The sequence below is a fragment of the Rhodanobacter sp. FW106-PBR-R2A-1-15 genome (assembly GCF_058789735.1).
The window spans coordinates 19434-45339 of record NZ_JBYTEM010000036.1 but is presented as its reverse complement, the minus strand read 5'-3'; the positions used below and the strand labels follow the sequence as shown (position 1 = coordinate 45339).

The following is a 25906-nucleotide window of genomic DNA, read 5'->3' as shown; positions in this document are numbered from 1 at the left end:
GCGGCACCCGCTCTACTTTTTTCGCCACCTCCGCTGGCGAAAAATTCGGCCGCAATGGGGAATTTTGCAAGCGGCTCAGGATGTGGTTTTCTTCACAAGCGCTGAGCAGATCCTGCGCACGCCGTCGGCCGTGTCTTTGCGCTCAAGCAGATAGCGCACTTGTCCACAGGCTTTACCGCGCGCGCTCCACAATCGCTGTGGAAAACCAGTGCCGCACACCGCGCCGTCATGCGCAACTCGTGACCAGCGCGTAGCAAGTGCTTGATGGAGCAGCGGCGAAGTCGGCTTGTCCACAGGCTTTGCCGGAACGCTTCCACAGCAGCTGTGGAAAACCCTTCGGCAAGAACGACGATGCCGCCCGCAGGCGGCATCGCATCATGGCAGGCAGCTCGCCCGCTCAGGCCGCGCGTGGCGCCTTCATCAGGATGCCGAGCAGATCGGCCAGCTTGTCGCGCATCTCGCGGCGGTCGACGATCAGGTCGATCGCGCCGTGTTCGAGCAGGAACTCCGAACGCTGGAAACCTTCCGGCAAGGTCTCGCGCACGGTCTGCTCGATCACCCGTGGGCCGGCGAAGCCGATCAGCGCCTTCGGCTCGCCGATATTGATGTCGCCGAGCATCGCCAGGCTGGCGGAGACGCCGCCGGTGGTCGGGTTGGTCAGCACGCTGATGTACGGCACGCCGGCGTCGCGCAGGCGCGCCAGCGCGGCGGAGGTCTTGGCCATCTGCATCAGCGAGAACAGCGCTTCCTGCATGCGCGCGCCGCCGGTGGCGGAGAAGCACACCAGCGCGCTCCGGTCGGCCAGCGCACGTTCGGCGGCGCGGGCGAATTTCTCGCCGACCACCGAACCCATCGAGCCGCCCATGTAGGCGAACTCGAACGCCGTCGCCATCAGCGGACGGCCCTTGAGCCGGCCGCTCATCGCGACCATCGCGTCCTTCTCGCCGAGCTTCTTCTGGGTGGCGACGATGCGGTCGCGGTACTTCTTGGTATCGCGGAATTTCAGCGGATCGGTCGGCTCCAGGCTGGCCCACAATTCCTGCGCCGAGCCCTCGTCGAGCAGCGCGCCGAGTCGCACCCGAGCGCTGATGTAGTGATGGTGACCGCACTTGGGGCAGACCATCAGGTTGCGTTCCAGCTCCGGCCGGTACAGCACGGTGCCGCAACCGCCGCACTTCTCCCACACGCCCTCGGGTACTGAACCCTTGCCGCCGTTCGGACTCTGCGGGCGGGTGCGCGGGTTCATGATTTTCTGCAGCCAGTTCATTGCATCGCCCTACCGTTCGTGCGCGCCACCCAGGGCAGCATGTTGTTCAGTGCGCGTCGAGCGCGCTGCGAATCGGCGCGAGAAACGCGCGTACCCGTCCAGCAATGTCATCGGCATCCGTCGCGCCGGCCAGCTTGTCCACCAGCGCGCTGCCGATCACCACCGCGTCGGCAAAACCGGCGATCGCCTGTGCGCTCGCTGCATCGCGGATGCCGAAGCCCACCGCCACCGGCGCCTTCGCACGGGCGCGGATATCGGCCACGCGCACCGCGATGTCGCCGGTGCTCAAGTGTGCCGCACCGGTGATGCCGGCGAACGAGACATAGTACAGGAAACCCTCGGCCAAACCGCACAGCTGCGCCATACGCGAGGGTTCGGTGGTGGGCGCGGCGAGCAGGATCTGCTGCAGCCCGGCGTCGCGCAACGGCTGCAGCACGGCGGACTCCTCCAGCGGGCAATCGACCAGCAGCACGCCGTCGACGCCGGCCTGCACGGCCTCCTGCGCGAAGCGCGCGTAGCCGTGGATCTCGACCGGATTCAGATAGCCCATCAACACGATCGGCGTGTCCGCATCGCGCTGGCGGAACGCGGCGACCCAACCCAGCACGTCGGCCAGGCCCACGCCCTTCGCGATGGCCCGCTCGCTGGCGTGCTGGATCACCGGGCCGTCCGCCATCGGATCGGAGAACGGCACGCCCAGCTCGATCAGGTCGGCGCCGACGTCGACCAATGCATGCATCAACGCCACCATGTGCTGCGGCGAAGGGTCGCCGGCGGTGACGAACGGGATCAGGCCGGTGCGATGGGCAGCCTTCAGTGCGGCGAAGCGACGGTCGATGCGTCGGGAGCCGGGATGCGGGATACGGGATTCGGGATTCGGCATGATGCGTTTACTCGAATGGGACAACAACGGCTGACGACGAGGAGACGAGAGCGATGGGTGGGGGCGAAACGCGGGCGTAGCGATGTCGCCCGCTTTTGCCGAATCCCGAATCCCCAATCACGAATTCCGTCCTCATACCTGCACTCCCTCGCGCGCGGCGATCGTGTGCACGTCCTTGTCGCCGCGGCCGGAGAGGTTGCACAGCACGATGCCGTCCGGCGGATACTCGCGCGCCAGCTTGACCGCCTGCGCCACCGCGTGGCTGGATTCCAGCGCGGCCAGGATGCCTTCGGTGCGCGCCAGCAGGTGGAACGCCGCCAGCGCCTCGTCGTCGGTGACGCCGACGTAGTCGGCGCGGCCGGTGTCCTTCAGGAACGCATGCTCGGGGCCGACGCCCGGGTAATCGAGGCCGGCCGAGACCGAATGCGTCTCGGTGATCTGGCCGTTGTCGTCGCACAGCACGTAGGTGCGGTTGCCGTGCAGCACGCCGGGACGGCCGGCGGCCAGCGAGGCCGCGTGATGGCCCGTCGCGATGCCCTCGCCCGCCGCCTCGGCGCCCACGATGCGCACGCCGGCGTCGTTGAGGAAGGCATGGAACAGGCCGATCGCGTTGGAGCCGCCGCCGACGCAGGCGGTCAGCACGTCGGGCAGGCGGCCATACTCTTCGAGCATCTGCGCGCGCGCCTCGCGGCCGACGATCGCGTTGAAGTCGCGCACCATCAGCGGGTACGGATGCGGCCCGGCAACGGTGCCGATGATGTAGAAGGTGTCGGCCACGTTGGTGACCCAGTCGCGCATCGCCTCGTTCAGCGCATCCTTCAGCGTCTTCGAGCCGGAAGTGACCGGCACCACCTCGGCGCCGAGCAGCTTCATGCGATAGACGTTGATCTTCTGCCGCTCGATGTCCACCGCGCCCATGTAGACCACGCACTTCAGGCCCAGCCGCGCCGCCACCGTGGCGCTGGCCACGCCGTGCTGGCCGGCGCCGGTCTCGGCGATGATGCGGGTCTTGCCCATGTTGCGCGCGACCAGCGCCTGGCCCACGGTGTTGTTGATCTTGTGCGCGCCGGTATGGTTGAGGTCTTCGCGCTTGAACAGGATGCGCGCGCCACCGACGTGCTGCGACAGCCGCTCGGCGTGGTAGATCGGGCTGGGCCGGCCCACGTAGTGCTTCAGGTCGCGGTCGAGTTCGGCGATGAAGGCCGGATCCTGGCGCAGGCGCAGGTAGGCTTCGGTCAGTTCGGCCAGCGGCGCCATCAGGGTCTCGGCGACGTAACTGCCGCCGTAGTTGCCGAAGCGGCCGTGCGCGTCGGGGTAAGCGTTGTAGTCCACGATCTTGCTCATGTAGTCACTCGATACGGGCGTCGGAGCGCACCCTGTCCACAAGGGACTTCCTTCGGTCGTGCGCGATGCTTTTGTCCACCATGCAGAAAGAGCATCGCGCACAGGGTGCGCTCCTACAGGCAAGCAGCCATCTTAGCGGCAAGCCCGACCGAACGGGGGTCACAGGTAACGGCGAATGGAGGCCCTGACCTCGGCCAGTTGTCCGGGCGTGAGCGGGCCGAGGATGCCGCGCCGGTCGGCGGGCAAGTGTGCGGCGGGATCCTCGTCGCCGAACACGTAGTAGTCCAGCAGTTCCTTCCACGCCGCCCGTTCCGCCGGCGGCAGCGAGCGCAAGGCGAGGATGCAGTGCATCAGGGCGCCCAGCGCAGTGTCCGGCGCATGACCGTCGGCAGGCACCGGCCGCCACCAGTAGTTCACCAGCGCGTTGATCCGCTGCAGGGATTCCACGTGATGCCACCACAGCGGCGGAATGTAGATCGCATCGCCGGGATGCAGCTCCGCCGCCTGCGCCTCGGCCAGCGCCCGTTTCAGGCGGGGAAAGCGCGGATCGTCGGGGCGGTCGAGCCGGGCGATGCCGATCGCCGCGCCGGTAGGCGCGAAATCCAGCGGCCCGACGTACAGGTTGCGCGCCTGTTCCGGCGCGAACAGGGTGAAGCGCCGGATGCCGCACACCACGCAGGCGACATTGTGGTACTCGTCGAAATGCGCCGGCGTGGTGACCCGGTTGCCGATCCAGATGCGCGGCTGGATGCTGCGGTCGAGGAAGGGAATGGCGTGATCGTCCAGCAACCCCGGCAGGCACTCGGCGATCAGCGCGCTCTGTACCGCCAGCCCCGGCGCCTCCGGCTGGCGGCTGTACTGCGCCAGCCGCTGCAGGCCCTGGCCGATCGAGACGCGGTGGTGCTCGTAGTTGAAGCCGTCGAACGCCGCGTTGTAGCCGATCACCCCGCCCTCGCCCGGCGGCAGCAGCAGCGCATCAACCTCGCCGCCGTTGTCCCGCCGCGCCAGCTCGCGCGCGAACGCGTCGTCCGACTGCCGCGCCCAGGCCACCATCGGCCAGTCGCGGCACAGGCCGCGGATCACCAGCGGGCGGGCGCGGCCGACCAGCTCGGCAAGGGCGGGCGAACCGTCGCCATCGCGGCATTCCTCGATGGCGGCCGGAGCGCCGCTCACGCCGTATCCGCCTCGCGCACCGCGCGGATGAAGGCTTCCAGCCGGGCCGGGTCCTTGATCCCCGGCGCCGACTCCACCCCGCTGGCCACGTCCACCGCCCACGGCCGCGCCGTACGCACGGCCTCGCCCACGTTGCCGGCGTGCAGGCCGCCGGCCAGGATCAACGGCTGCGCCAGGCTATCCGGCAGCAACGACCAGTCGAACGTCCTGCCGCTGCCGCCGGCCTCGCCTGCCGCGTGGCCGTCCAGCAGCAGGCCGGCGGCGTGCGGATACGCCTGCAACCGGGACAACGCCGTCGCGCCCTCGCCCATCGCAATCGCCTTGAGGAACGGATGGCCGAACTGCGCGCACCAGGCGTCGCTCTCGCTGCCGTGGAACTGCAGCCAAGTGGGCCGCACGGCGTCGAGCACCTGCTGCACCAGCGCTGCCTCGTCGTCCATGAACAAGGCCACGGTGGCCACGAACGGCGGCAGCGCCGCCACGATCTCGCGCGCCTGCGCCAGCGTCACCTGCCGCCGGCTGCGTGCGGTGAACACCAGCCCGATCGCGTCGGCACCGAGCCGCGCGGCGAGCAGCGCGTCGCCGACCCGGGTCATGCCGCAGCACTTGATGCGGGTCACTGGCTCACCTCGCCCGGCAGGCCCCAGTACGGTTCGTAGCGCGGGCCGATGAAGGTCAGTCCGGTAGCCGGCGCGGTCGGTCCAGCCAGCTGGCGGTCGCGGCCGGCCAGCAGCTCGGCCACCCATGCGACCGGCTGCTCACCACGACCGACCGGCAGCAGCGAGCCGACGATGTTGCGCACCATGTGGTGCAGGAACGCGTTCGCCTCGATGTCGACGAACACCTGCCCGCCCTCGCGCCGCACGCTCACCGCCAGCACGCTGCGGCGCGGGTGCGCGGCCTGGCAGGACAGCGCGCGGAACGCGCTGAAATCGTGCTCGCCCAGCAGCGCCTGCGCGGCTTCGTGCATGCGCGCGGCATCCAGCGGCAGGCGCTCCCAGGTGACGTAGCGCGCATCCAGCGCCGCCCGCACCGGCCGGTTGAGAATGTGGTAGCGATAGCGCCGGCTGCGTGCCGCGTAACGCGCGTGGAAGCTGTCCGGCACCGGTTGCGCCCACAGCACCGCCACGCTGGCCGGCAGGTTGGAGCAGCCGCCGAGTACCCAGCCGCGCATGTCGCGGCGTGCTTCGGTGTCGAAGTGCACGACCTGGCAGCGGCCATGCACGCCGGCATCGGTGCGCCCTGCGCAGCTGACCTCGACCGGATGGTCGGCCACCTTCGACAATGCTTCCTCCAGCACACCCTGCACGCTGACATCGGCCTTCAGGCGCTGCCAACCGCTGAAATCGGTACCGTCGTATTCGATGCCCAGGGCAATGCGCATGGAGTCGTGCAGCGGTTCGTCGAAAGAAGAAAGATTAGCAGGCCACAACGGCATCGGGCCGGCAAAAACCGGCCCGATGCGTTCCGCGCGTTGCTGCCCGCGGCTCAGTGCAGGCTGTCGAGCAGGCGCTTGGCGGCATCCTTCTGCATCTGGCTGCCTTCCTTGGCCACCTCGTCGAGCATGGCGCGGGCGCCTTCGGCGTCGCCCATGTCGATATAGGCGCGGGCCAGGTCGAGCTTGGTGTCCACCGGGTCGTCGTTGAACTCGCTCAGGTCATGGCCAGCGTCGGCCGCCAGCGGCATGCTGTCGTCTTCCTCGAAGTGCCAGCTCGACACCGGCTCGGTGGGCGCGGGCCGGCTCGATGCCAGCGGCGCGACCACGGTGGCGTCGTCCCCCGCCGGCGCCGCTGTCGGTGCCGGGCGCGCCGCCGTTTCGCCAGCGGTCCGGGTGAGATCGAAGTTGAAGTTGTATTCGCTGACGGGCTTGGACCCGCTCGGCGGCAGCGGCGGCGGCGCGGAGACCACCGTGGGCGCATCACCCTTGTCGGCATAGTCGTCGATGTTGAACGCGCCGCGCGCTTCGGCCTCGCCGGACAGCGCCGGCTCGGCGTGATGGTCGAACAGCGGGTGGCCCGGCGCCAGGTCCTCGCCCATGTGCAGCACATCCTGCCACTCGTCCTGCTGCGGATCGACGATATGGGCGTGCATCGCCTCGGCCGCCGCCTCGAAATGCTCGACGTCGCGGCGCGAGTAGTACAGGGTGACCAGTTCCAGGTGCAGGCTGATGTCATCGGGATGTTCGGCCAGCTGGTCGAGCAGCTCGTCCTGGTCGACGTCGCCGCCGGGAAAATCCTGAGCGGAGGCGGCGGTCGAACCGAAACGGTTGGCCAGCGACGGCGGCACCTTGGACGCCTCGGCGGCCGGCTTGCGCCGGCGGCCCAGCATGGCCAGCAGGATCAGCAGCACGATCGCACCGCCCGCGGCCGCCCAGGCCCACGTATGCATGTACCACGGCTGTTCCAGCGGCGCCGGCGCATGGGCCGGCGGCGTGGCGACCGGCTTCTCCACCGGCTTGGCCAGCGTCGACGTCGCGATCGGCGTGGTCATCACGGTGCTGGCGTGCGCCGGGGCGCGGGCCGGAGTGGAGGCAGCCGCCGCAGTGGCCGCAACCGGCGCCGCAGCGACACTGGCGGCCGTGCTGGCGGTGGCGGTTTCCAGCTTCTCCACGGGCGCCGCGGGCACGGCGCCCGTAGCCTTCGTGTTGCTGGCGGCGGCCGCCGGCGATGCAGCCGCGGGCTGATTGGCCGCCTTGCGTGCGGCGGCCAGCTTGGCCTGCAGCTCGGCGATCTGGTTGTCCTTCAGCGACAGCAGGCGCTCGTTCTTGCTGTTGATGTCCGCCAGGTCCTTCACGCGGGCCTTCAGATCCGTGGTCTGCTGCTGCAGGCTGGCCAGGCTCTCCTTGGTGCGCAGCAGCTCCTGGCGCGCGCCATTGCCGGCCGCGCCGCCGCTCTGCGAGCCGGCGCCGGTGTTCGCCTTGGCCGGCATCAGGGCCAACCGGTCGCCGGTGTCGGGCGCGCCGGTCGACGCACCGGCACTGGACGTACGGGCGGCGGCGTTGGCCACGACCGCCGGCTTGCCCGGGGTACCGGCACGCCAGTCGCTGTTCTGCCGGCGCACTTCGGCGACGGCGGCGGCGATCGTCATGGCCTGCGCCTCGGCCGAGGTCGGCACGCGCAGCACCACGCCGGTCTTCAGCGCATTGATGTTGTTGCGGTAGAACGCATTCGGGTTGGCCTGCTGCAGCGCCAGCATCATCTGCTGCACGTCGACGCCGGCCGGGGTCACGCTGCGCGCAATGCTGGACAGCGTCTGGCCACGCTCGATCGGAGCGGTCTGGCCGTTGCCGGCCTCTACGGACGCGGGAGCGGGCGCCGCCTTCGCCACAGCCGCCTTGGCGGGCTTGGCCGGGGCAGCCGTCTTCGTCGCCGGAGCCTCCGCCGCCTTGGCCGGCCGGGTCACCCTCGGGTACGGCGCGGAGGGCGCCGCGGTGGTCGCGACGGGCGCCGCCTGGGGACCGTTCGGCGGATCGAGCAGGATCGCGTACTCGCGCACGCTCCTGCCGGCCTTGCCGTTCACTTCGATCAACAGGTCGAGGAAGGGGTCGCCCACCGGCGTGCTGCTGGTGATGCGGATCACCGGTTGCCCGGCGCCGACGGTGGCTACGCTGAAATGCAACGGGACCGCGGTGCGCCCGCCAACGATGCCGGCACGCGCGAATTCGTCGCTGGAAGCCAGCTGGACGGTGAGCCCCTGCAACTCCGCCGGGCTTTCGGGATGCAGCGGAATCTCGGCCAGCAGCGGCTGTCCCAGCGCCGATTTGACCCGGATCTGACCAAGGTCCACAGCCATGACCTGGCTGCTGCCCAGCGCCAGCGCGATCAGCATCGACAACTTCAACGAACGATTCATTGCATGTTCCCCCGAACGATCCTGGCGCGACCCGTTATTTGTTCATGGGGCCGCCGCAAGGGCGGCCTGCCCCAAAATGAGCTGCCACTTTAGTTATATGCAGGCCAATCAACAATAGCTGCGGCGAATACTTGCAGTGCATTGCTGCAGTGTGTTCTCACCGCGGCGACACTTCTCAACGTGCGCCCGAGGCCGCCTGGGCCTGCAGTTCATGCAGCTGTTGCTGCAGCTCGGCGATGGTCTGGTCCTGCTGCTGCAGCCGTTCGCTGGCCCGCCTGCTGTCCGATTCCTGCCGGCCGAGGTGCTGCTTCAGCCGTGCCACTTCGGCCTGGCTGCCCGCCAGTCGCTGCTGGGCCGTCGACAGCAATTTTGCCGGCGCCGGCGCAGCCGGCGACGGCTTCGCCCGGTCACCGGCCCAGGCCGCCGACGCGAGGACGAACCCAGCAATTACAATGAGTTGCATAAAACGCCTGTTCAGAGATAGTCCTCGATCAGCAATTCGGCGATCTGCACCGCGTTCAGCGCCGCGCCCTTGCGGATGTTGTCCGAGACGATCCACAGATCCAGCCCGCGTTCGTACGAGATGTCCTCGCGGATGCGCCCCACGTACACCGGGTCGTTGCCGGCCGCCTCGCCCACCGGGGTCGGATAGCCGCCCGGCTTGCGCTCGTCCACCAGCACCACGCCCGGCGCCTGGCGCAGCAGCTCGCGGGCCTGCTCGGCGGTGATCTTGTCGCTGGTCTCGATGTGCACTGCCTCGGAATGGCCATAGAACACCGGCACGCGCACCGCGGTCGGGTTCACCTGGATCGACTCGTCCTCCAGGATCTTGCGGGTCTCCCACACCAGCTTCATTTCTTCCTTGGTGTAGCCGTTCGGCTGGAAATCGTCGATCTGCGGGATCACATTGAACGCGATCTGGGCCGGGAATTTCTTGCCCGGTTCCACGCTTTGGAAGTTCAGCAGCGCCGCGGTCTCCCGGCCCAGCTCCTCCATGCCGCTGCGGCCGGCGCCGGAAACCGACTGGTAGGTGGCCACGTTGATCCGCTCGATCTGCACCGCGCGGTGGATCGGCGCCAGCGCCACCAGCATCTGCATGGTCGAGCAGTTCGGGTTGGCGATGATGCCGCGCGTGGTGTACTGCGCGATCGCATGCGGGTTGACCTCGCTGATCACCAGCGGGATGTCGTCCTGGTAGCGGAACTCGGAGGTGTTGTCGATCACCACCGCGCCGGCCGCCGCCGCGCGCGGCGCATGCACGCGGCTGACCGAGCCGCCGGCGGAGAAGAACGCGATGTCGACGCCGGCGAAGTCGTAGGTGTCCAGCAACTGCACGGTGATGTCCTTGCCGCCGAAGCTGACCTTGCCGCCGGCGGAACGCTCGCTGGCCAGCGGCACCAGCTCGCTGACCGGGAACTCGCGCTCGGCGAGGATCGCCAGCACGGTCTCGCCGACCGCGCCGGTGGCGCCGACCATGGCGACCTTGTAACTGCTCTTCTGACTCATGGGATTGTCTGCTCGCGGGTGGTGATCGTGCCGGTTACAGCACGTTGGGATTGAGGATGTTGGGCGGGCGCCCGGTGCGCGGGCCGTGGCCGAACCGCGCCAGCACATTGTCGACCGCCGCCGAGGTCATTGCGCGGCGGGGGTCGGTCGTGGCGCTGGCGATATGCGGGCTGAGCACCACGTTGTCGAGTTCGCGCAGGCCCGGGTACAGCGCCGGTTCGCCCTCGAACACGTCCAGCACGGCGCCGGCCTGCCGCCGCTCGCGCAGGGCCGCGGCCAGCGCCTTGTCGTCCACGATACCGCCGCAGGCCACGTTCACCAGCATCGCGGTCGGCTTCATCAGCGCCAGCTCGGGCGCGCCGATCGCATGCCGGGTCTGCGGCGTCAACGGCAACGCCAGCACCAGGAAGTCGGCCTCGCGCAGCAGCTGCGACTTGTCGACGAAGCGCGCGTTGCAGGCGCGCGATGGCCTCCGGCAGTGGCGAACGGTTGTGGTACAGCACCGGCATGCCGAAACCGACCGCACGCTGCGCAATGGCCTGGCCGACCCGGCCCATGCCGAGGATGCCCAGGCTGCGGCCGCGCACGTCGCTGCCCAGCCACGCCTCGAATTCGGTGGCCTTCCAGTGCCCGGCGCGCAGCCAGCGCTCGGCCGCGGTCATCCGCCGTGCCGCGCCGAGCAGCAGAGCCCAAGCGTAATCGGCCACGCTCTCGTTGAGCACGTCGGCGGTGTTGGAGACAGCGATGCCGGCGGCGCTGAGCGCGTCGAGGTCTAGATTGTCGTGGCCGACGGCAAGGTTGGCGACGATGCGCAGGCGGTGTGCGCCGGCAATCTCCGCCGCGCCGATACGGTCCTTCAGGCCGACGATCGCAGCGTCCTGCCCGGCCAGCTTCGCCGCCAGTTCGGCCGGACTGAACTTGCGCTCCTCCGCCTCGGCGGTCACCTCGAAATGCGGTTCGAGCCGGGCGATGACGCCCGGGAAGGTGGGTCGCGAGATCCAGATGCGCGGCTTGTCAGTCATCGACTTGGTTCCGGTTGCAGCACACGCCCCGTCACGGGATGCGCGGAGCCACCACGCCCACGTCGCCGCACTGAGCGCGGTGGCGCAAGGCGTGATCCATCAGCACCAGCGCCATCATCGCTTCGGCGATCGGGGTAGCGCGGATGCCGACGCAGGGGTCGTGGCGGCCCTTGGTCACCACCTCGACCGGTTCGCCGGCCAGGTTCACGCTGTGTCCGGGGATCAGGATACTGGAGGTGGGTTTCAGCGCGATCGAGGCGACTACTGCCTGTCCCGTGCTGATACCGCCGAGAATGCCACCGGCGTGATTGGACGTAAAGCCGTCCAGATACATCTCGTCGCGATGCCCGCTGCCGCGCTGGGCGACGGCGGCGAAGCCGTCGCCGATCTCCACGCCCTTGACCGCGTTGATCGACATCAACGCACCGGCCAGGTCGCCGTCCAGCTTGCCGTAGATCGGCTCGCCCCAGCCCGGCGGTACGCCGTCGGCGATCACGTTGACGCGCGCGCCGACCGAGTCGCCGGACTTGCGCAGCGCGTTGATGTAGTCCTCCAGCGCCGGCACCTGGGCCGCGTCCGGCCAGAAAAACGGGCTCTGCTCCACCGCGTCCCAGTCGAACGCATCCGGCACGACGTCGCCGATCTGCGCCAGGTAGCCGCGCACGCGCACGCCGTGATGTTCGGCCAGCCACTTCTTGGCGACCACCGCGGCGGCCACGCGCATGGTGGTCTCACGCGCCGAAGAACGACCGCCGCCGCGCGGGTCGCGGATGCCGTATTTCTGCCAGTAGGTGTAATCGGCGTGGCCGGGGCGGAAGGTCTGCCCGATCTCGCCGTAGTCCTTGCTGCGCTGGTCGGTGTTGCGGATCAGCAGCGCGATCGGCGTGCCGGTGGTCCTGCCCTGGTAGACGCCGGAAAGGATTTCCACCTCGTCCGCTTCGTGCCGCTGCGAGGTGTAGCGGCTGCGGCCGGTGGCGCGGCGTTCGAGATCGTGATGGAACTGTTCCGGCACGATGGCCAGCCCCGGCGGGCAGCCGTCGATCACGCAGCCGATCGCCGGCCCGTGGCTTTCGCCGAAGGTGGTGACGGTGAACAGCTTGCCGAAGGAATTGCTGGACATGGCGCGTCCGGGATCAAAACTCCAAGCATACCGGCACCGCCCTTCCTGTAGGAGCCTGCTCACGGGCGATGCCTTGAAAGCCGGGATTCGGGATTCGGGATTCGGGATTCGGGATTCGGGATTCGGGATTCGGGATTCGGGATTCGAAAGAGCATTGCCCGCGAGCGGGCTCCTACAGTGGTGGCGTGGGCCGGTCGCGGGAGGGCATGGCGAAGATCATGTCGTCGACCCATTCGCCGTGCAGCCACAGGCTCTCGCGGTGGTGGGCTTCCTGGCGCATGCCGAGGGAACGCAGCAAGGCGAGGCAGGCCAGGTTGCGCGGGTCGACCGAGGCCTGCACGCGGTGCCGGCCCCACGGACCGAACACCTGGTCGAACAGCGCGCGCAACGCCTCGCCGGCGTAGCCGCCGCCCTGCGCGACCGGCACCAGGCTGACGCCGAACTCGACCGAGGCCTGCGCATCCTCCGGCAGGTTCACGCCGAGGTCGCCGATCAGCCGGCCGCCCTCGCGCAGGCGGATCGCGCGCTGGAACCAGCCGACGGGGGTCGCCGCGGAAGATTGCCGCTCGATGAAGGCACGCGCGGCGGCGGGATCGGCTGGCCGCCAGCCCTGGTAGCGCGCCACCGCGGGATCGCTGCGCAACGCGAACAGCGCCACGGCATCGTCAGGGCGCAGCGCGTCGATCCGCAGCCGCGCCGTGACCAGCTCCATCGCTCAGCTCGGCCGGCGCGCAGCGGCCACCGCACGGATCGCCGACGCGTGCTCGACCAGGTCACGCCGCTCCAGCGCGAACACGCCCATCGGGCCAACCTTGAACTCGATCCACACGAACGGCACTTCCGGCAGCAGCGCAGCCAGCGCGTGCTCGCTCTCGCCCACCTCGACGATCAGCAGGCCATCCTCGGTGAGATGGCCGGCGGCCTCGTCCAGCATGCGCAGGCACAGGTCCAGGCCGTCGGCGCCGGAGGTCAGGCCCAGTTTCGGCTCGTGGGCGTACTCGCCCGGCAGCGCGGCGTATTCGTCCTCGGTGACGTAGGGTGGATTGGAGACGATCAGGTCGTACCGGCGCCCGGCCACGCCGGCGAACAGGTCGGACTGGATCGCCTCGACGCGGCCCTCGACGTGCTGGAACGCGATGTTCTCGCGCGCCAACGACAGCGCCTCGTCGCTGACGTCGACGATGTCGACCTGCCAGTCCGGGTTGTACTCGGCCATCGCGATGCCGATGCAGCCCGAGCCCGTGCACAGATCCAGCACGCGTTCGACCTGGCGCTGGTCCAGCCACGGCGCGAAGCCCGTCTCGATCAGCTCGGCGATCGGCGAGCGCGGCACCAGCGCGCGGCGGTCGCTCTTGAACTTCAGCCCGGCGAACCAGGTTTCGCCGACCAGGTAGGCCACCGGCAGGCGCTCGTTGACACGGCGCTCGATCAGCGCCAGCACATTCGCGCGTTCGGCCGTGGTCAACCGACCGGCGCCGTACGCCGGCGGGATATCCGGCGGCAGGTGCAGGCTGGCCAGCACCAGGTGGGTGGCCTCGTCGATCGGGTTGTCGTGGCTGTGGCCGAAGGTGAGCCCCGCCGCCGAGAAGCGGCTGGCGCCATAGCGAATGAAGTCGATGATGGTGGCGAGTTCGGCGGTCACGGTGGTTCCGGCTGGGCGGCGAAAGGCCAGCGATTATAAGGCCGCGCCCCGTATACTTCGGTGGATGACCTTCAAGATCCTGCTGCAATACATGCTTCCGCACCGCTTCCTGTCGCGGGTGGTCTACTTGGCCACGCGCTGGACGTTCGCGCCGTGGAAGAACTGGCTGATCGCCACCATCGTGCGCAACTACGATGTGGACATGGCCGAAGCGGCGCAGCCCGATCCGCTGGCCTATCAGCACTTCAATGCGTTCTTCACCCGCAAGCTGAGGTCCGGCGCGCGCCGGGCCGACGCCGACCCGGCCGCCCTGCTTTCGCCAGCCGACGGCCGCATCAGCCAGGCCGGCGCGATCGTGGACGGCCGCATCTTCCAGGCCAAGGGCCAGGAATACACTGCTGCCGAGCTGCTCGGTGGCGACGAGGCCACCGCCGCGCCGTACCGCAACGGTCGCTTCGTCACCGTATATCTGTCGCCACGCGACTACCACCGCGTGCACATGCCGCTGGCCGGCACGCTGAAGGAAACTGTGCACGTGCCGGGGCGCATCTTCAGCGTGGCGCCGTTCGCGGTGGAGGCGATTCCGCGGCTGTTCGCGCGCAATGAGCGGCTGGTCTGCCATTTCGAGGGCGAACACGGCCCATTCGTGGTGGTGATGGTGGGCGCAATCCTGGTCTCGTCGGTGGCCACCGTATGGGACGGCCTGGTGATCCCGCCGTATGCGCCGTCGATCCGGCGCAAGTCGTTTGCCGGCCAGCACGTCACGCTGGACCGCTTCGCCGAGATGGCCCGCTTCAACATGGGCTCCACCGTGATCGTGCTGCTGCCCGAGGGGGCGGCCGAGCTGGATGCCTTGCAGCCGCAGCAGGCCGTGCGGGTCGGTCAGCGGCTGGGACGCCGTCGGCAATCGACGCCGAACTGACGCCGCGCGTCATTTTGTGACGCCCTAGGCGCTATTGCCGCAACCGCTTCGCTACGCTCGTGGCTTCGCCGCACGTGCTGCGTGCCACGAAACTCCAGCGCCGAAGGGGATCCCATGCAAATACTCACTCCGTTGCTCGTGGCGGTGCGCGCACGCCAGCTGGGTCGCCAGTTCCGCGACATCGAACGCAGCGTGCGCGCCCTGCCCAAGCGCAACCGCGAGCGCCTGGGCATGCTCACCCTGCGCGAGATCGGGCAGGCCTCGCGCAGCGATTTCCCGCACCTGTACGGCACCGCGCCAGAAGCGCGCTACCTGCCCTGGGGCCATGGCACCGAGGCCGGTTACGAGCGCGCCTGCTCGACCAACGCCGAAGTGGCGCTGCGCGGCATCGCGCTGTGGCTGGCGGTGGCCTACCACGAAACCAAGAATTCCCCGTACCCCAGCCTGCAACCGCAGCACCGCCAGCTGATGCAGTTGCTGCGCGAACTGAAGGAAGTGTACGGGGCCGGCCACGTCGACACCAGCAATGGCAACAGCTGGGGGCAGGAGAGCGCCGTCGCCTGAAGGCGCTACGGCGCGGCAGCCGATCAGCGGATCAGCGGCAGACCGGCAGTTTCAGCGTCTGCCCGATGCTCAGGTAGTGATGCTTCAGCCCGTTCGCCTCGGCGACTTCCTGCACGCTGGAGCAATGCAGCTTGCGCACGATGCTGATCAGCGTGTCGCCACGGCGCACCTTGTAGCGGCTGGTTCCTCTCGCCGCCGGCGGCGGCGCCGGCTCTACCGGAGCGGCCGCCACCGGCACCACCGCATGGTGCAGGTCGCCGGCGAGGATCGGCCACGGACCGTCGACGCAGCGCGATGCGTATGCCTTCTCCAGCAGCTTCGGCAACTGCAGCGGCGTACCGGCCGGTTGGGTCACCTGCGGATCCAGCCGCGGGTTGAGGTTGCGCAGGGTGCGGAACCAGCCATCGCCCATGCCGCCGGCCGAGCCCAGGCAGACGGTAAGTTCCGACAACGAGGCCGGCCGCTTCAGCGTGACCGTGCCGGGCGCACCATCGACCTTCGGGAAGCGCAGGTTATAGCTATCCGGGTGCTGGAACAGCCACGCCGCGGCGAGCACCGCCGGCACGTAGTCGCGGGTTTCCTGCGACAGCTGGTCGTAGACGCGCGGGTCGTAGAAGCTCACCGAGGTGTCGTCGCCGACCGTGCGGCGCATGCGTCCCTCGCCGCCGTTGTAGGCGCCGAGGGCGAGTTCGAGGTTGTCGTTGAAGACCCGCAACTGCTCGTTGATGTACTCGGCGTTCGCCCGCGCCGATGCCGCGGGATCGAAGCGCAGGTCAAAACCGCTGTCGCTGCCCAGCCCGAAACGCATGCCGGTGGCGTACATGAACTGCAGCGGGCCTGACGCGCCCGAGCGCGAGACGGCATGCACCTTGCCGCCGGATTCCTTGGCCATGATGCCGAACAGCAGTGCCTCGGGCAGGTCCGCCTTCTGGTACTGCGGCCACATCTGGTAGCGCAGGTACTGGTAGTTCACCCAGGCATCCATCAGCTGCGGACGCCACTGGGTCAGCCACATCTCCAGCGCCGCCTTCACCGGGCCGTTCATCGCGATCAGCTGCGACAGCTTCTGCCCGTGCAGCAGGGTCACGCTGCGCTGCGCCTGCGGCAGGCTGGCCGCGCCGGTGCTGCCGCTGGCCAGCGCGGCCTGCGCCGGGTCGACGTCGCTGTCCAGGTCCTGGCCGCTGCCGAAATCGCCGTCCTTCAGGCGCAGCAGGTGGTCGAACACGGAGAAGAACCGCTGCGGATCGCAGCCGGGCGTGTTGCCGCAACGCGCCGATGCTTCCTTCAGGCGGTCCAGCGCGCGGGTCAGGGTCAGCCGCGAGGCCTGCAGGTTGCCTTCGCGCGACTGCTGCAGGGCGGTCTCGTAACCCTTGCTGGCCTGGTCGAGTTCGCCGTACAGCGTATCCAGCGGGGTGGTCGGCCTGGTGCTGCCGGTGCTGGCGCAGGCGGCCAGCAGACTGATCGCGACGGCCAGCGCGGCCAGACGCAGGGTACGCACAACGGAACGCGACAGCATCACGAACTTCACCCGCAGAAAACGCTCACCATAGCGGGCGCAGGGCCTCGACTCAACGCGCCGCGACAGCGCCGCCGGCTTGGCTACAATCGCTCGACCCGCAATGGATGGAACGCCATGACCGAGATCCTGATCGGCCGCAACGACAGCACCAGCGTCAATCTCGACCCGCACTACGGCAACCGTCACGGCATGATCGCCGGCGCCACCGGCACCGGCAAATCCGTTTCGCTGATGGTGCTGGCCGAAGGCTTCTCGCGGCTGGGCGTGCCGTGCTTCCTGGCCGACGCCAAGGGCGACCTGGCTGGTCTGGCGATGGCCGCCGGCGCGCCCGGCGACAAGCTCAAGGCGCGGCTGGACAAGCTCAAGCTCAGCGACTGGAAGCCGCAGGCCAACCCGGTGATCTTCTGGGACATCTACGGCAAGCTCGGCCACCCGGTGCGCGCCACCGTCAGCGAGATGGGCCCGGCCCTGCTCGGCCGCGTGCTGGAACTGAACGACACCCAGGAAGGCGTGCTGGAGGTGGTGTTCAAGGCCGCCGACGACCAGGGCTGGCTGCTGCTCGACCTGGCCGACCTGCGCGCCCTGCTCGGCTACGCCGCCGACAACGCCAAGGCACTCTCGGCCAAGTATGGGCTGATCAGCACCACCAGCATCGCGGCGATCCAGCGGGTGCTGCTGAAACTCGAGAACGACGGCGCCGACCAGTTCTTCGGCGAGCCGGCGCTGGAGCTGGCCGACCTGATGCGCCAGGACATGAGCGGGCGCGGCATCATCAATGTGCTGGCCGCCGACCAGCTGATCCTGAAGCCTCGGCTGTACTCCACCTTCCTGCTGTGGCTGCTGTCCGAACTGTTCGAGCAACTGCCCGAAGTGGGCGACCTCGACCAGCCGAAGATGGTGTTCTTCTTCGACGAGGCGCACCTGCTGTTCGACGACGCCTCGCCCGCGCTGCTGCAGCGCGTGGAGCAGGTGGTGCGGCTGATCCGCTCCAAGGGCGTCGGCGTGTACTTCTGCTCGCAGAATCCCGACGACGTGCCCGGCGTGATCCTCGGCCAGCTCGGCAACCGCATCCAGCACGCGCTGCGCGCGTTCACCCCGCGCGACCAGAAGGCGGTCAGGGCCGCGGCGGAAACCTTCGTCGCCAACCCGAAGCTCGACGTCAGCGTGGCGATCACCAAGCTCGCCGTCGGCGAGGCGCTGGCCTCTACCCTCGGCAACGGCGGCGTACCCTCGCCGGTGGAGCAGGTGCTGGTGACGGCGCCCTGCTGCCGCATCGGCGCGATCACTGACGCCGAGCGCGCCACCGTCCGCCAGCGCTCGCCGGTGGGCGGCAAGTACGACAACCCGCTCAACCGCGAATCGGCCGCCGAGATGCTGGCCAAGCGCGCCGACGACAAGGCGAGTGCCGACGCCGCGGCGGCAGACACGCCAGGCAAGGCCGAGGAAGCGGGCTGGGGCGGCGCGGTGCACGACGTGCTGTTCGGCACCAAGCGCCGTCAGGGCATGGTCGAGACGATGGGCAAGCAGGTGGTGCGCACGATGGGCAGCCAACTCGGCCGGCAGATCCTGCGCGGCGTGCTGGGCGGCATCTTCGGCGGCAAGCGCTGAGTGAGAGCCTGCTCCATGTCTTCGCATAGCCCGCGTTGCCTTGCCGTGGCCGTCAGGTGGTGGCGCGTGGCGCAGCGCCTGCCTGGCTGGCAGGTCAAGCCGCGCGCTGCCGCATGGCGGCCACGGCGAGGCAACCCGAAGGGCCGGGTCTGTTTGCCCGCATTCCTGCGTCATCACTCGGTCGTGGACGGATGTCCACTCCTTCGTTCTTCCTTGGTCTACGCGCAAACAGCTCCCGGCGCAGGCCATGCGAGGACATGGAGCAGGCTCTGATGCCGCGCGTCGAAGTCGTCGCTGCCGACACGCCGTTCGGCGAGCGCCTCGCGGCCGCTTTCGGCTATCCGCTGCGGGGCGCCGCGCTGCCCACCTGCGTGGTGCTGGCGCTGATCCACTACGTCGGCCTGCTGCCGTCGTGGACCGGTGCGCTGGCCAGCGCGCTGGTGTGGGCCGCCACCTGGCGTTACGCCGCCGACTGCCTGCTGCACACCGCCAACGGCTACGCCGACCCGCCCGACGTCGGCAGCGACGGCAACAGTGCGAGCGGCTGGGGCCTGACCGCGATCCACCTGCTGGTGGTCGCACTGTGCGTGGTCGCCATCGTGTTCTTTCCGCGATTGCTGTGGCCGGTGCTGATCCTGTCCGCCCTGGTGCTGCCGGCGATCGACATGTCGCTGGCGTTCGACGGCAACCTGGCGCTGGCGATCAACCCGTTGAACTGGGTACGCGTGATCGGCGGTTTCGGCGCCGCCTACCTGATTCCCGTGGCGATCAACCTGCTGCTCGGTCTGCTGATCGTGCTGGCCTCGGTCACCACCGCGCTGCTGCCGCGGCTGCTGGCGCTGCCGCTGTTCGCCTTCGCCTACACCTACCTGATCGTGCTGGCCTTCCACCTGATGGGCGCGCTGATCCACCAGCGCCACGAGCGCTTCGGCATCGAACCGGAAGCCGAGAAACTCGCCGCTGCCTCCGGCCAGGATGCCGACAGCAGGCTGGTCGACGAGGCGCGCCAGCTCGCCGTCGACGACCCGCTGGCGGCGCTGCGGCAACTGGCCGTCCGCCTGCAGGATCGCGCCGCACCGACAGCGGTGCACCAGCTTTATCGCGAGCTGCTGCAACGGCAGGGCCTGCGCGACGATCTGCTGATGCATGGCCAGATCTGGATCGCTGCGCTGATCGCCCAGAAGGAATCACGCCGCGCGCTCGGCGTGCTGCAGGAGTGCTGCGGCATCGACGCCGCGTTCGTGCCGGACGACCCGCGCACCTGCGGCGAGCTGGCCGACCTGGCCGCACGGCTGGGCATGGGCCGGCTCGCCATCCAGCTGTGCCGCGGCTACCTCGCGCACTGGCCGCGCGACGCACACGCGCCGTACTACGGCCTGCTGGCCGCGCGGCAGCTCGCGGCCCACGCCGACCAGCACGCCGAGGCCGTGGCGCTGCTGGACCGGCTCGCCACCGCGTGGCCGGACCACCCATTGCGCAGCGAGATCGACGCGCAACGGCGCCAGCTGGCCCCGGCATGAGCCGCTGGCGTCCGCCCTCGCCCGGCTCCACCGCGATCGTCACCCGCGAGGGTTTCGAGCGGCTGAAGGCCGAGCTCGACCAGCTGTGGCACGTGCTGCGCCCGGAGGTGGTGAAGGCGCTGGCCGCGGCCGCCGCCGAGGGCGACCGCTCGGAAAACGCCGAGTACACCTACCGCAAGAAGCAGCTCGGCGAGATCGACCGCCGCGTGCGCTACCTCAGCAAGCGCATCCCGTCGCTCAAGGTGGCCGAAGGCGTACCGGGCGACCGCCAGGCAGTGTTCTTCGGCGCCTGCATCGAACTGGAGAACGTCGCCACCGGCGAGGTTCACCGCTACCGCATCGTGGGCCCGGACGAGACCGATGCGAAACGCGGCTGGATCAGCGTCGACTCGCCGCTGGCGCGGGCAGTGCTGAAGAAGCACATCGACGACGAGTTCAGCGCCGAGCTGCCGGGCGGATTGACCACGTTTGCCGTGCTGGCGGTCGACTACGAGCTGGAGTAGTTGGCTCGGTTAATGCAGTTAATGCACTCTCGTGCCAGCGCAGCTCGGCAACGATCTAATGATCAGGGACCAGGCGACCTAGTTTCGATCTCCCGTAATCGATGAATTGCCTTGGCCAAGCTATGTGACGCCCTCGCCGCCACATCAGGGCTCCAATGGTTCATGACGAAGTTGCTCAAGTGTAAGTTATAGCCACTTCCAGGTTTGGAAGGATCACGGCTGGATACAACCTCTTGGCGAATCTCCCGCCGACGCGAGCGGCGCGCGAGCGTTAAGACGGTTCGCTTGGGATCCGCCAAATCATCGGGGCGATTTGGCATACGGTTTGAAGCAACGTCCAGAAACCGCGCAAAGCCATCTGCATCCGCCAATAGCCAGCTTTCGCTCTCTGTCACGGCAAGACGCAAAAAAAACGTGCTCGGTACAAAGTTTGGCAACCAGTCCCTCCGCAGCCGCATAGCGCAACCGCCATCGGTATCGGCCACGCACAACACGGGATGTAAATGCGTCAGGCCAATGTAGCGAGCAATGCTCTTCTTTAGCTGCGTGACACCCATAGTGTCCACAGCCGGTTGTGCCAACCTCCAGCGGAGTACATCAGTCACCAACTTCGTGCCCAGAGCGCAGCACAGGGTATCCTCGCCGATCACAAACATCTCCGTCATCAGAACAGTCCCATCTGCGAGATGTTTACTGGCCTGGTCTTCGGCAACATCACTTCGGCAGGAGTCAGGCCATGCTCCATTGCAAGCATTTCCTGTTTATTAGCCTTTCGAGCCGCCGTACCGTTCTCACCCGGCTCCAATAACACAACCGCCCCCGGATCATTGACGGCCGCAATCAAGTTGTCACTGTGCGTCGTGATGATGACTTGGCGCACTGCCTTTTTCCTAAGCCGCAGAACGCGGTCAATCATCAATGGTATATGTCCGACGATGGCATCATTCAGCGATAGCTCCGGCTCCTCCAACAACAACAACCCATCGCCTTCCTGCAATGACCAAAGCAATCCGATTAGTCGCAACGTACCGTCAGAAAACTGTTCTTCACGTTGCCATGCGCCATTGATCCGCCAATGCTGAAAACGCGCCTCCATGTGTGGCATGCCGGTAACAGAATCCTTTTCGAACTTGAGCTCAGAGAATTGCGGCACGGCTACTTTCAACGCCTCGCCGATACGCCGGAGTCGTGCATCGCGCGTTTTCTGCGGCGTTGCAGCCATCCGCTGCAACAGTCCTTGCCCGAACGGGTCATGCTCGACAATACGACCACTGATCTCTTCGCCAAACTTCAGCAGTTGCGGCACCAAATGCAGATAGATCGTCTCCGAGAAGAACTCAGCCAGATTGCGAAACTTGGCATTGTTATTGACCTGCTCCAAATAAGTTTGTGTCAATCGAGCAGCATCTTGCGTGTCTTCCTTCTCTGGGCGTTCAAACAATGCATTACCATTTCGAAGCACTCTCTCTCGCGTAATCAGGACCCTTTGAGCACCCTTACCTTCGGATTTAAACGCAAGCTCATACGCCCAATGCACGGCATCCGGATCCAATGATTCAACAAGTTCCACCAGGACCCCAACCTCTGGGTCACGGCGAGCGTGCAAGCTGCGAAGCTTGCTCATACCACCACGCTCCTTGAGCGCCTTCTGTAATCCGCCACCTTCAGGTTTGGCAACAGCACGCAAGAAGCGAAATACATCCAACAAATTGGACTTTCCCGAGGCATTGGCACCGATGACGAAAGCTCGCGTGCCGAGGTCAAGATCAAGCTCCCTGAAATTGCGCCAATTGGTGAGCTTCAGTCGGGTAACCAGCATTTCAGGCCTCCAAGGAAATCACCCTCAGTGATTCGGTACAGCACGTCCACTATACTGACTGGACGGATCCAACTACGACAAGCACCCGGCATATCTGTTGAGACCTTGCTGCGCTCACGCCTGCTCCCTATGTCGCTGGCGCCAGAGGCATAGGGTAGCTCCGACCTATCCGCAGTGGCCGAAAGCACGGCGCTTCACGGCAGAACCTCTCGCATGCATTGTCCGGATGCCAGCCCGGAATGCCAGACAGCGGCAGCGGCCGCAGCTCCAGTGGATCGAGCAGCAGGCGTTCCGCACCGACCGCCGCGGCGCAACGCATGGACAGGTCGGCGTCGCCGCCCGAGCGAAACGCCAGCGCCTTGCCCACCAGCAGCCGGCCCGGACTCAAGGCCAGCTCCAGCAGCGCGTGACCGAACAGTTCCAGCCGGATCGAACCGTCCAGCCATGCCTGCCGTCGGCGCCAGAACAGGCCATGCCAGTCATGCGCATCCCACAACGCCAGCAGCGCGGGATCGCGCACGGCGACGATCACGCCGGCTTCGTCGAAATGGGTCAACGCATACTGCGCGCGCGAGCGCCGCTTCGGCCCCATGCTTGCGATCCCGGCCACCTGCCGCGCGTTGAGCGCGCGCTTGAGGCTCGGGTAACGCAGCCAGACCAGCGCGTTGAACAGGTCGTGCCAGTTGTTTTCGCGGGTGGCTATTTCATCGCGTCCGGCGATGCGCTGTTCGTAGTGCAGGCCGTCGGCGAGCAGCTCGCGGGTTTGCGCCACAAAGTGTTCGCGCATGCCGGCCGGGCGGCAGGCGTTGAGCGTGTCGATCGTCGGCCAGTCGCGGCCCTCGATCAGCCCGGCATGTTCGCCCCACGCCGTCAGTGGCATCCGTCCGAACACCTGCGGATCGACCGCGTCGCGGCATGGCGCCAGGTAACGGGTTTTCTTCATGCGCCTGTCGGACACCTCGAAACCCCTCGACGACGTCATTCCCGCGCAAGCGGGAATCCATCCTGATCTTGCCAAACGGTAAACCGGATTCCCGCTTGCGCGGGAATGGCGAGCAGAAAAGCAGCTCCGATGCCGCTACTCATCGATGCCGGAACGGTGGTCCCTGGCCGTCCTTCAGATCACCTTGAGCGTCGGACGCGCCAGGCGCGCGGTGAGGTCGTGCTCACTGGCCGCCTCGACCACCACGTCGACGAACTGGCCGGGCTTGAGGTGCTGGCCGTCGGCGATCAGCACGCTGCCGTCGATCTCGGGTGCATCGGCGGCGGAGCGGGCCACGGCGCCGTCGGCGTTCGCCTCGTCCACCAGCACCTTGAGCGTGCGGCCAATCTTGCGCTGCAGCTTGGCGGCGGAGATTTCCGCCTGTACGGCCATGAACTGTTCCAGGCGGTCTTCCTTCAATTCCTCGGACACCGCGCCGGGCAGCTCGTTGGCCTTGGCGCCGTCCACCGGCGAATAGGCGAACGCGCCCACGCGGTCCAGCTCGGCCTCACGCAGGAAATCCAGCAGCTCCTCAAACTCGGCGTCGGTCTCGCCGGGGAAGCCCACGATGAAGGTGCTGCGGATGGTGAGCTCAGGCACCTGGGCGCGCCAGTGGCGGATGCGCTCCAGCGTCTTGTCGATGTTGCCGGGGCGCTTCATCAGTTTCAGGATGCGCGGGCTGGCGTGCTGGAACGGGATGTCGAGGTACGGCAGCAGTTTCCCTTCCGCCATCAGCGGCATCAGCTCGTCCACGTGCGGGTACGGATAGACGTAGTGCAGGCGCGTCCACGCGCCCAGCTCGGCCAGGCCTTCGCACAGCTCGGTCATGCGCGTGCGGTACGCCTTGCCGCGCCACGGGCGCTCGGCGTACTTCAGGTCCACGCCGTAGGCGCTGGTGTCCTGCGAGATCACCAGCAGTTCCTTCACGCCGCCCTTGACCAGCTTCTCGGCCTCCACCAGCACTTCGTCCACCGGGCGCGAGACCAGGTTGCCGCGCATCGACGGGATGATGCAGAAGCTGCAGCGGTGATTGCAGCCTTCGGAAATCTTCAAGTAGGCGTAGTGCTTCGGGGTGAGCTTCACGCCGGTGTCCGGCACGATGTCGATGAACTTGTTGCGCTGCGGCGGCAACGCCTGGTGCACCGCGCTCATCACGCTGGCGTAGTCCTGCGGGCCGCTGATCGACAGCACGTCAGGATAGGCCTCGCGGATCAACGCCTCGCGCTTGCCCAGGCAGCCGGTGACGATCACCTTGCCGTTCTCGTTGAGCGCGGTGCCGATCGAGTCCAATGACTCCTGCACCGCGGCGTCGATGAAGCCGCAAGTGTTCACCACCACCGCGTCGGCCTCGCCGTAGCTGGGCACGATCTGGTAGCCCTCGACCTTGAGCTGGGTGAGGATGCGCTCGGAGTCGACCAGCGCCTTGGGGCAGCCGAGACTGACGAAGCCGATCTTGTGGGCGGTCTGGGACATGCGGGGCCACCGGGAACATGCGGAGTAACCGCAAATTATACGGCAGTGCGGCGCGGCCACCGGCGCGGCTAGACTTCACGCGATCCCCGCCAAGGAGCCAGCCATGGGCCAGCACATCAACATCCCCACCACCCGCACCCAGTGCATCGGCGGCTACCTCGCCCAGCCGCACGGCAAGCCGAAGGGTGGCATCGTGGTGATCCAGGAAATCTTCGGCGTCACCGCACACATCCGCCGTGTGGCCGACGGCTTCGCCGAGCACGGCTACACGGCGATCGCGCCGGCGTTCTTCGACCATCTGGAGAGCGGCGTGGAACTGGGCTATGACCAGGTCGGCGCCAACAAGGGCAAGCAACTGGTTGCGGAGCTGGGGCTGGAGCGGGCGCTGGAGGACGTCGCCAGCGCGGCCGAGTCGATCGCCTCGGCCGGCAAGATCGGCACCGTCGGCTATTGCTGGGGCGGCACCGTGGCCCTGCTCGCCGCATTGCGCCTGGGCCTGCCCTCGGTGAGTTACTACGGCGCGCGCAACCTGCCGTTCCTGCACGAGACGCCGCAGGCGCCGGTGATGTTCCACTTCGGCGAGAAGGACCGCAGCATCACGCCGGAGATGGTGGCAAAGCACCGCGAGGCGCTGCCGCAGATGGAACTCTTCACCTACCCGGCCGACCACGCCTTCAACCGCGACGGCAGCACGCCCTACCACGAGCCCAGCGCGAAGCTGGCGCTGGAGCGCACGCTGGCGTTCTTCGACCGGCAGCTGGCCAGCGCATGAGCGAGACCGGCTTTGTACTCGATCCGCGGCTGGCGGCAGATACCCACACGGTCGCCTCGCTGCCGCTGTGCGACGTGCGGCTGATGGACGACGCGCGCTGGCCGTGGCTGGTGCTGGTGCCGCGCCGCGCCGGGCTGGTGGAGATTGCCGACCTGCACGGCGACGAACAGGCCGTGCTGTGGCAGGAAGTGAACCGCGCCGCCGCCGCGCTGCGCGCGGTGACACCCTGCGACAAGCTCAACCTCGGCGCGCTCGGCAACATCGTGCGGCAGTTGCACGTGCACGTGATCGCGCGGGTCGAAGGCGATGCGGCGTGGCCGGGGCCGGTCTGGGGGCATGGCGCCCGCGTGGCCCGTGACGAGAAAGACGCCGCCACGTCGATCGCGGCGCTGAGGCGGGCATTGGCCGCCTGAGC

The 25906-nt window shown here is 67.9% G+C and carries 24 protein-coding genes and 1 pseudogene; 7 read left to right on the top strand and 18 right to left on the bottom strand.

Annotation, left to right across the window (positions count from 1 at the left end; translation table 11 throughout):
- Nucleotides 1-397: 397 nt before the first annotated feature.
- The 13 genes and pseudogenes from accD to prmB form a co-directional block, all read right to left on the bottom strand.
- On the bottom strand, nt 398-1267 hold the full coding sequence (accD, locus tag AC3WTD_RS16045) for an acetyl-CoA carboxylase, carboxyltransferase subunit beta (RefSeq protein ID WP_235642625.1): 870 nt from the start codon (nt 1265-1267) through the stop codon (nt 398-400).
- A gap of 46 nt (nt 1268-1313) precedes the next feature.
- Nucleotides 1314-2150, bottom strand: a complete 837-nt coding sequence (gene trpA, locus AC3WTD_RS16040; RefSeq protein ID WP_492614387.1) for a tryptophan synthase subunit alpha — start codon at nt 2148-2150, stop codon at nt 1314-1316.
- A 132-nt stretch (nt 2151-2282) separates the two neighbouring features.
- Nucleotides 2283-3494, bottom strand: a complete 1212-nt coding sequence (gene trpB, locus AC3WTD_RS16035) for a tryptophan synthase subunit beta (protein WP_492614386.1) — start codon at nt 3492-3494, stop codon at nt 2283-2285.
- A gap of 159 nt (nt 3495-3653) precedes the next feature.
- On the bottom strand, nt 3654-4667 hold the full coding sequence (locus AC3WTD_RS16030) for a cupin-like domain-containing protein (RefSeq protein ID WP_492614385.1): 1014 nt from the start codon (nt 4665-4667) through the stop codon (nt 3654-3656).
- A complete protein-coding gene (locus AC3WTD_RS16025) occupies nt 4664-5287 on the bottom strand; it encodes a phosphoribosylanthranilate isomerase (RefSeq protein ID WP_492614384.1) in 624 nt (207 codons plus the stop codon). The genes AC3WTD_RS16030 and AC3WTD_RS16025 overlap by 4 nt, the downstream gene beginning before the upstream one ends.
- On the bottom strand, nt 5284-6051 hold the full coding sequence (gene truA / locus AC3WTD_RS16020; RefSeq protein WP_492614383.1) for a tRNA pseudouridine(38-40) synthase TruA: 768 nt from the start codon (nt 6049-6051) through the stop codon (nt 5284-5286). Before truA ends, AC3WTD_RS16025 begins: the two co-directional genes overlap by 4 nt.
- Nucleotides 6052-6155: 104 nt before the next feature.
- Nucleotides 6156-8519, bottom strand: coding sequence for a motility hub landmark protein FimV (locus AC3WTD_RS16015; RefSeq protein WP_492614382.1), 2364 nt, complete (start codon nt 8517-8519; stop codon nt 6156-6158).
- A 175-nt stretch (nt 8520-8694) separates the two neighbouring features.
- Complete coding sequence (locus AC3WTD_RS16010; RefSeq protein WP_492614381.1) at nt 8695-8982, bottom strand: hypothetical protein; 288 nt, start codon at nt 8980-8982, stop codon at nt 8695-8697.
- Between the two features lie 11 nt (nt 8983-8993).
- Nucleotides 8994-10025 (bottom strand): aspartate-semialdehyde dehydrogenase, encoded by a 1032-nt coding sequence (locus AC3WTD_RS16005; RefSeq protein WP_027492430.1) that lies wholly within the window; start codon nt 10023-10025, stop codon nt 8994-8996.
- A gap of 34 nt (nt 10026-10059) precedes the next feature.
- Nucleotides 10060-11047: pseudogene (locus AC3WTD_RS16000) on the bottom strand (2-hydroxyacid dehydrogenase).
- Nucleotides 11048-11078: 31 nt separating this feature from the next.
- On the bottom strand, nt 11079-12167 hold the full coding sequence (gene aroC / locus AC3WTD_RS15995) for a chorismate synthase (RefSeq protein WP_492614380.1): 1089 nt from the start codon (nt 12165-12167) through the stop codon (nt 11079-11081).
- A 172-nt stretch (nt 12168-12339) separates the two neighbouring features.
- Nucleotides 12340-12879: a GNAT family N-acetyltransferase gene (locus AC3WTD_RS15990; protein ID WP_492614379.1), complete on the bottom strand. Its 540-nt coding sequence runs from the start codon at nt 12877-12879 to the stop codon at nt 12340-12342.
- Nucleotides 12880-12882: 3 nt separating this feature from the next.
- Nucleotides 12883-13809 carry a 50S ribosomal protein L3 N(5)-glutamine methyltransferase gene (gene prmB, locus AC3WTD_RS15985; RefSeq protein ID WP_492614378.1) on the bottom strand — a complete coding sequence of 309 codons (927 nt, stop codon included), beginning with the start codon at nt 13807-13809 and terminating at the stop codon, nt 12883-12885.
- Between the two features lie 64 nt (nt 13810-13873).
- Between prmB and asd the strand changes: the two genes are divergently transcribed.
- Complete coding sequence (gene asd / locus AC3WTD_RS15980) at nt 13874-14731, top strand: archaetidylserine decarboxylase (RefSeq protein WP_492614377.1); 858 nt, start codon at nt 13874-13876, stop codon at nt 14729-14731.
- A gap of 114 nt (nt 14732-14845) precedes the next feature.
- A complete protein-coding gene (locus AC3WTD_RS15975) occupies nt 14846-15295 on the top strand; it encodes a hypothetical protein (RefSeq protein ID WP_492614376.1) in 450 nt (149 codons plus the stop codon).
- Between the two features lie 31 nt (nt 15296-15326).
- Here the strand turns inward: AC3WTD_RS15975 and AC3WTD_RS15970 are convergent, their stop codons facing one another.
- Nucleotides 15327-16811, bottom strand: coding sequence for a transglycosylase SLT domain-containing protein (locus tag AC3WTD_RS15970; RefSeq protein WP_235642622.1), 1485 nt, complete (start codon nt 16809-16811; stop codon nt 15327-15329).
- A gap of 117 nt (nt 16812-16928) precedes the next feature.
- On the opposite strand from AC3WTD_RS15970, the gene AC3WTD_RS15965 reads away from it, so the two are divergent.
- The 3 genes from AC3WTD_RS15965 to greB all read left to right on the top strand — a co-directional run bounded on the left by AC3WTD_RS15965 (nt 16929) and on the right by greB (nt 20445).
- Nucleotides 16929-18422, top strand: a complete 1494-nt coding sequence (locus AC3WTD_RS15965) for a helicase HerA-like domain-containing protein (RefSeq protein WP_492614375.1) — start codon at nt 16929-16931, stop codon at nt 18420-18422.
- A 272-nt stretch (nt 18423-18694) separates the two neighbouring features.
- Entirely contained in the window at nt 18695-19942 is a 1248-nt protein-coding gene (locus AC3WTD_RS15960; RefSeq protein ID WP_492614374.1) for a hypothetical protein, read from the top strand.
- A complete protein-coding gene (gene greB / locus AC3WTD_RS15955; protein ID WP_492614373.1) occupies nt 19939-20445 on the top strand; it encodes a transcription elongation factor GreB in 507 nt (168 codons plus the stop codon). Before AC3WTD_RS15960 ends, greB begins: the two co-directional genes overlap by 4 nt.
- 62 nt (nt 20446-20507) lie before the next feature.
- Here greB and AC3WTD_RS15950 read toward each other — a convergent pair whose 3' ends face one another.
- From AC3WTD_RS15950 to rimO, 4 genes are all read right to left on the bottom strand, one after another.
- On the bottom strand, nt 20508-21110 hold the full coding sequence (locus tag AC3WTD_RS15950; protein ID WP_492614372.1) for a hypothetical protein: 603 nt from the start codon (nt 21108-21110) through the stop codon (nt 20508-20510).
- On the bottom strand, nt 21110-22264 hold the full coding sequence (locus AC3WTD_RS15945; RefSeq protein WP_492614371.1) for an AAA family ATPase: 1155 nt from the start codon (nt 22262-22264) through the stop codon (nt 21110-21112). The genes AC3WTD_RS15950 and AC3WTD_RS15945 overlap by 1 nt, the downstream gene beginning before the upstream one ends.
- 127 nt (nt 22265-22391) lie before the next feature.
- Nucleotides 22392-23207, bottom strand: a complete 816-nt coding sequence (locus AC3WTD_RS15940) for a DUF3025 domain-containing protein (protein ID WP_492614370.1) — start codon at nt 23205-23207, stop codon at nt 22392-22394.
- Between the two features lie 174 nt (nt 23208-23381).
- Nucleotides 23382-24719, bottom strand: a complete 1338-nt coding sequence (rimO, locus tag AC3WTD_RS15935) for a 30S ribosomal protein S12 methylthiotransferase RimO (protein ID WP_492614369.1) — start codon at nt 24717-24719, stop codon at nt 23382-23384.
- A 103-nt stretch (nt 24720-24822) separates the two neighbouring features.
- Between rimO and AC3WTD_RS15930 the strand changes: the two genes are divergently transcribed.
- Both AC3WTD_RS15930 and AC3WTD_RS15925 read left to right on the top strand, forming a co-directional pair.
- Nucleotides 24823-25491: a dienelactone hydrolase family protein gene (locus tag AC3WTD_RS15930; protein WP_492614368.1), complete on the top strand. Its 669-nt coding sequence runs from the start codon at nt 24823-24825 to the stop codon at nt 25489-25491.
- Nucleotides 25488-25904, top strand: a complete 417-nt coding sequence (locus AC3WTD_RS15925) for an HIT domain-containing protein (RefSeq protein ID WP_492614367.1) — start codon at nt 25488-25490, stop codon at nt 25902-25904. The genes AC3WTD_RS15930 and AC3WTD_RS15925 overlap by 4 nt, the downstream gene beginning before the upstream one ends.
- Nucleotides 25905-25906 lie beyond the last annotated feature (2 nt).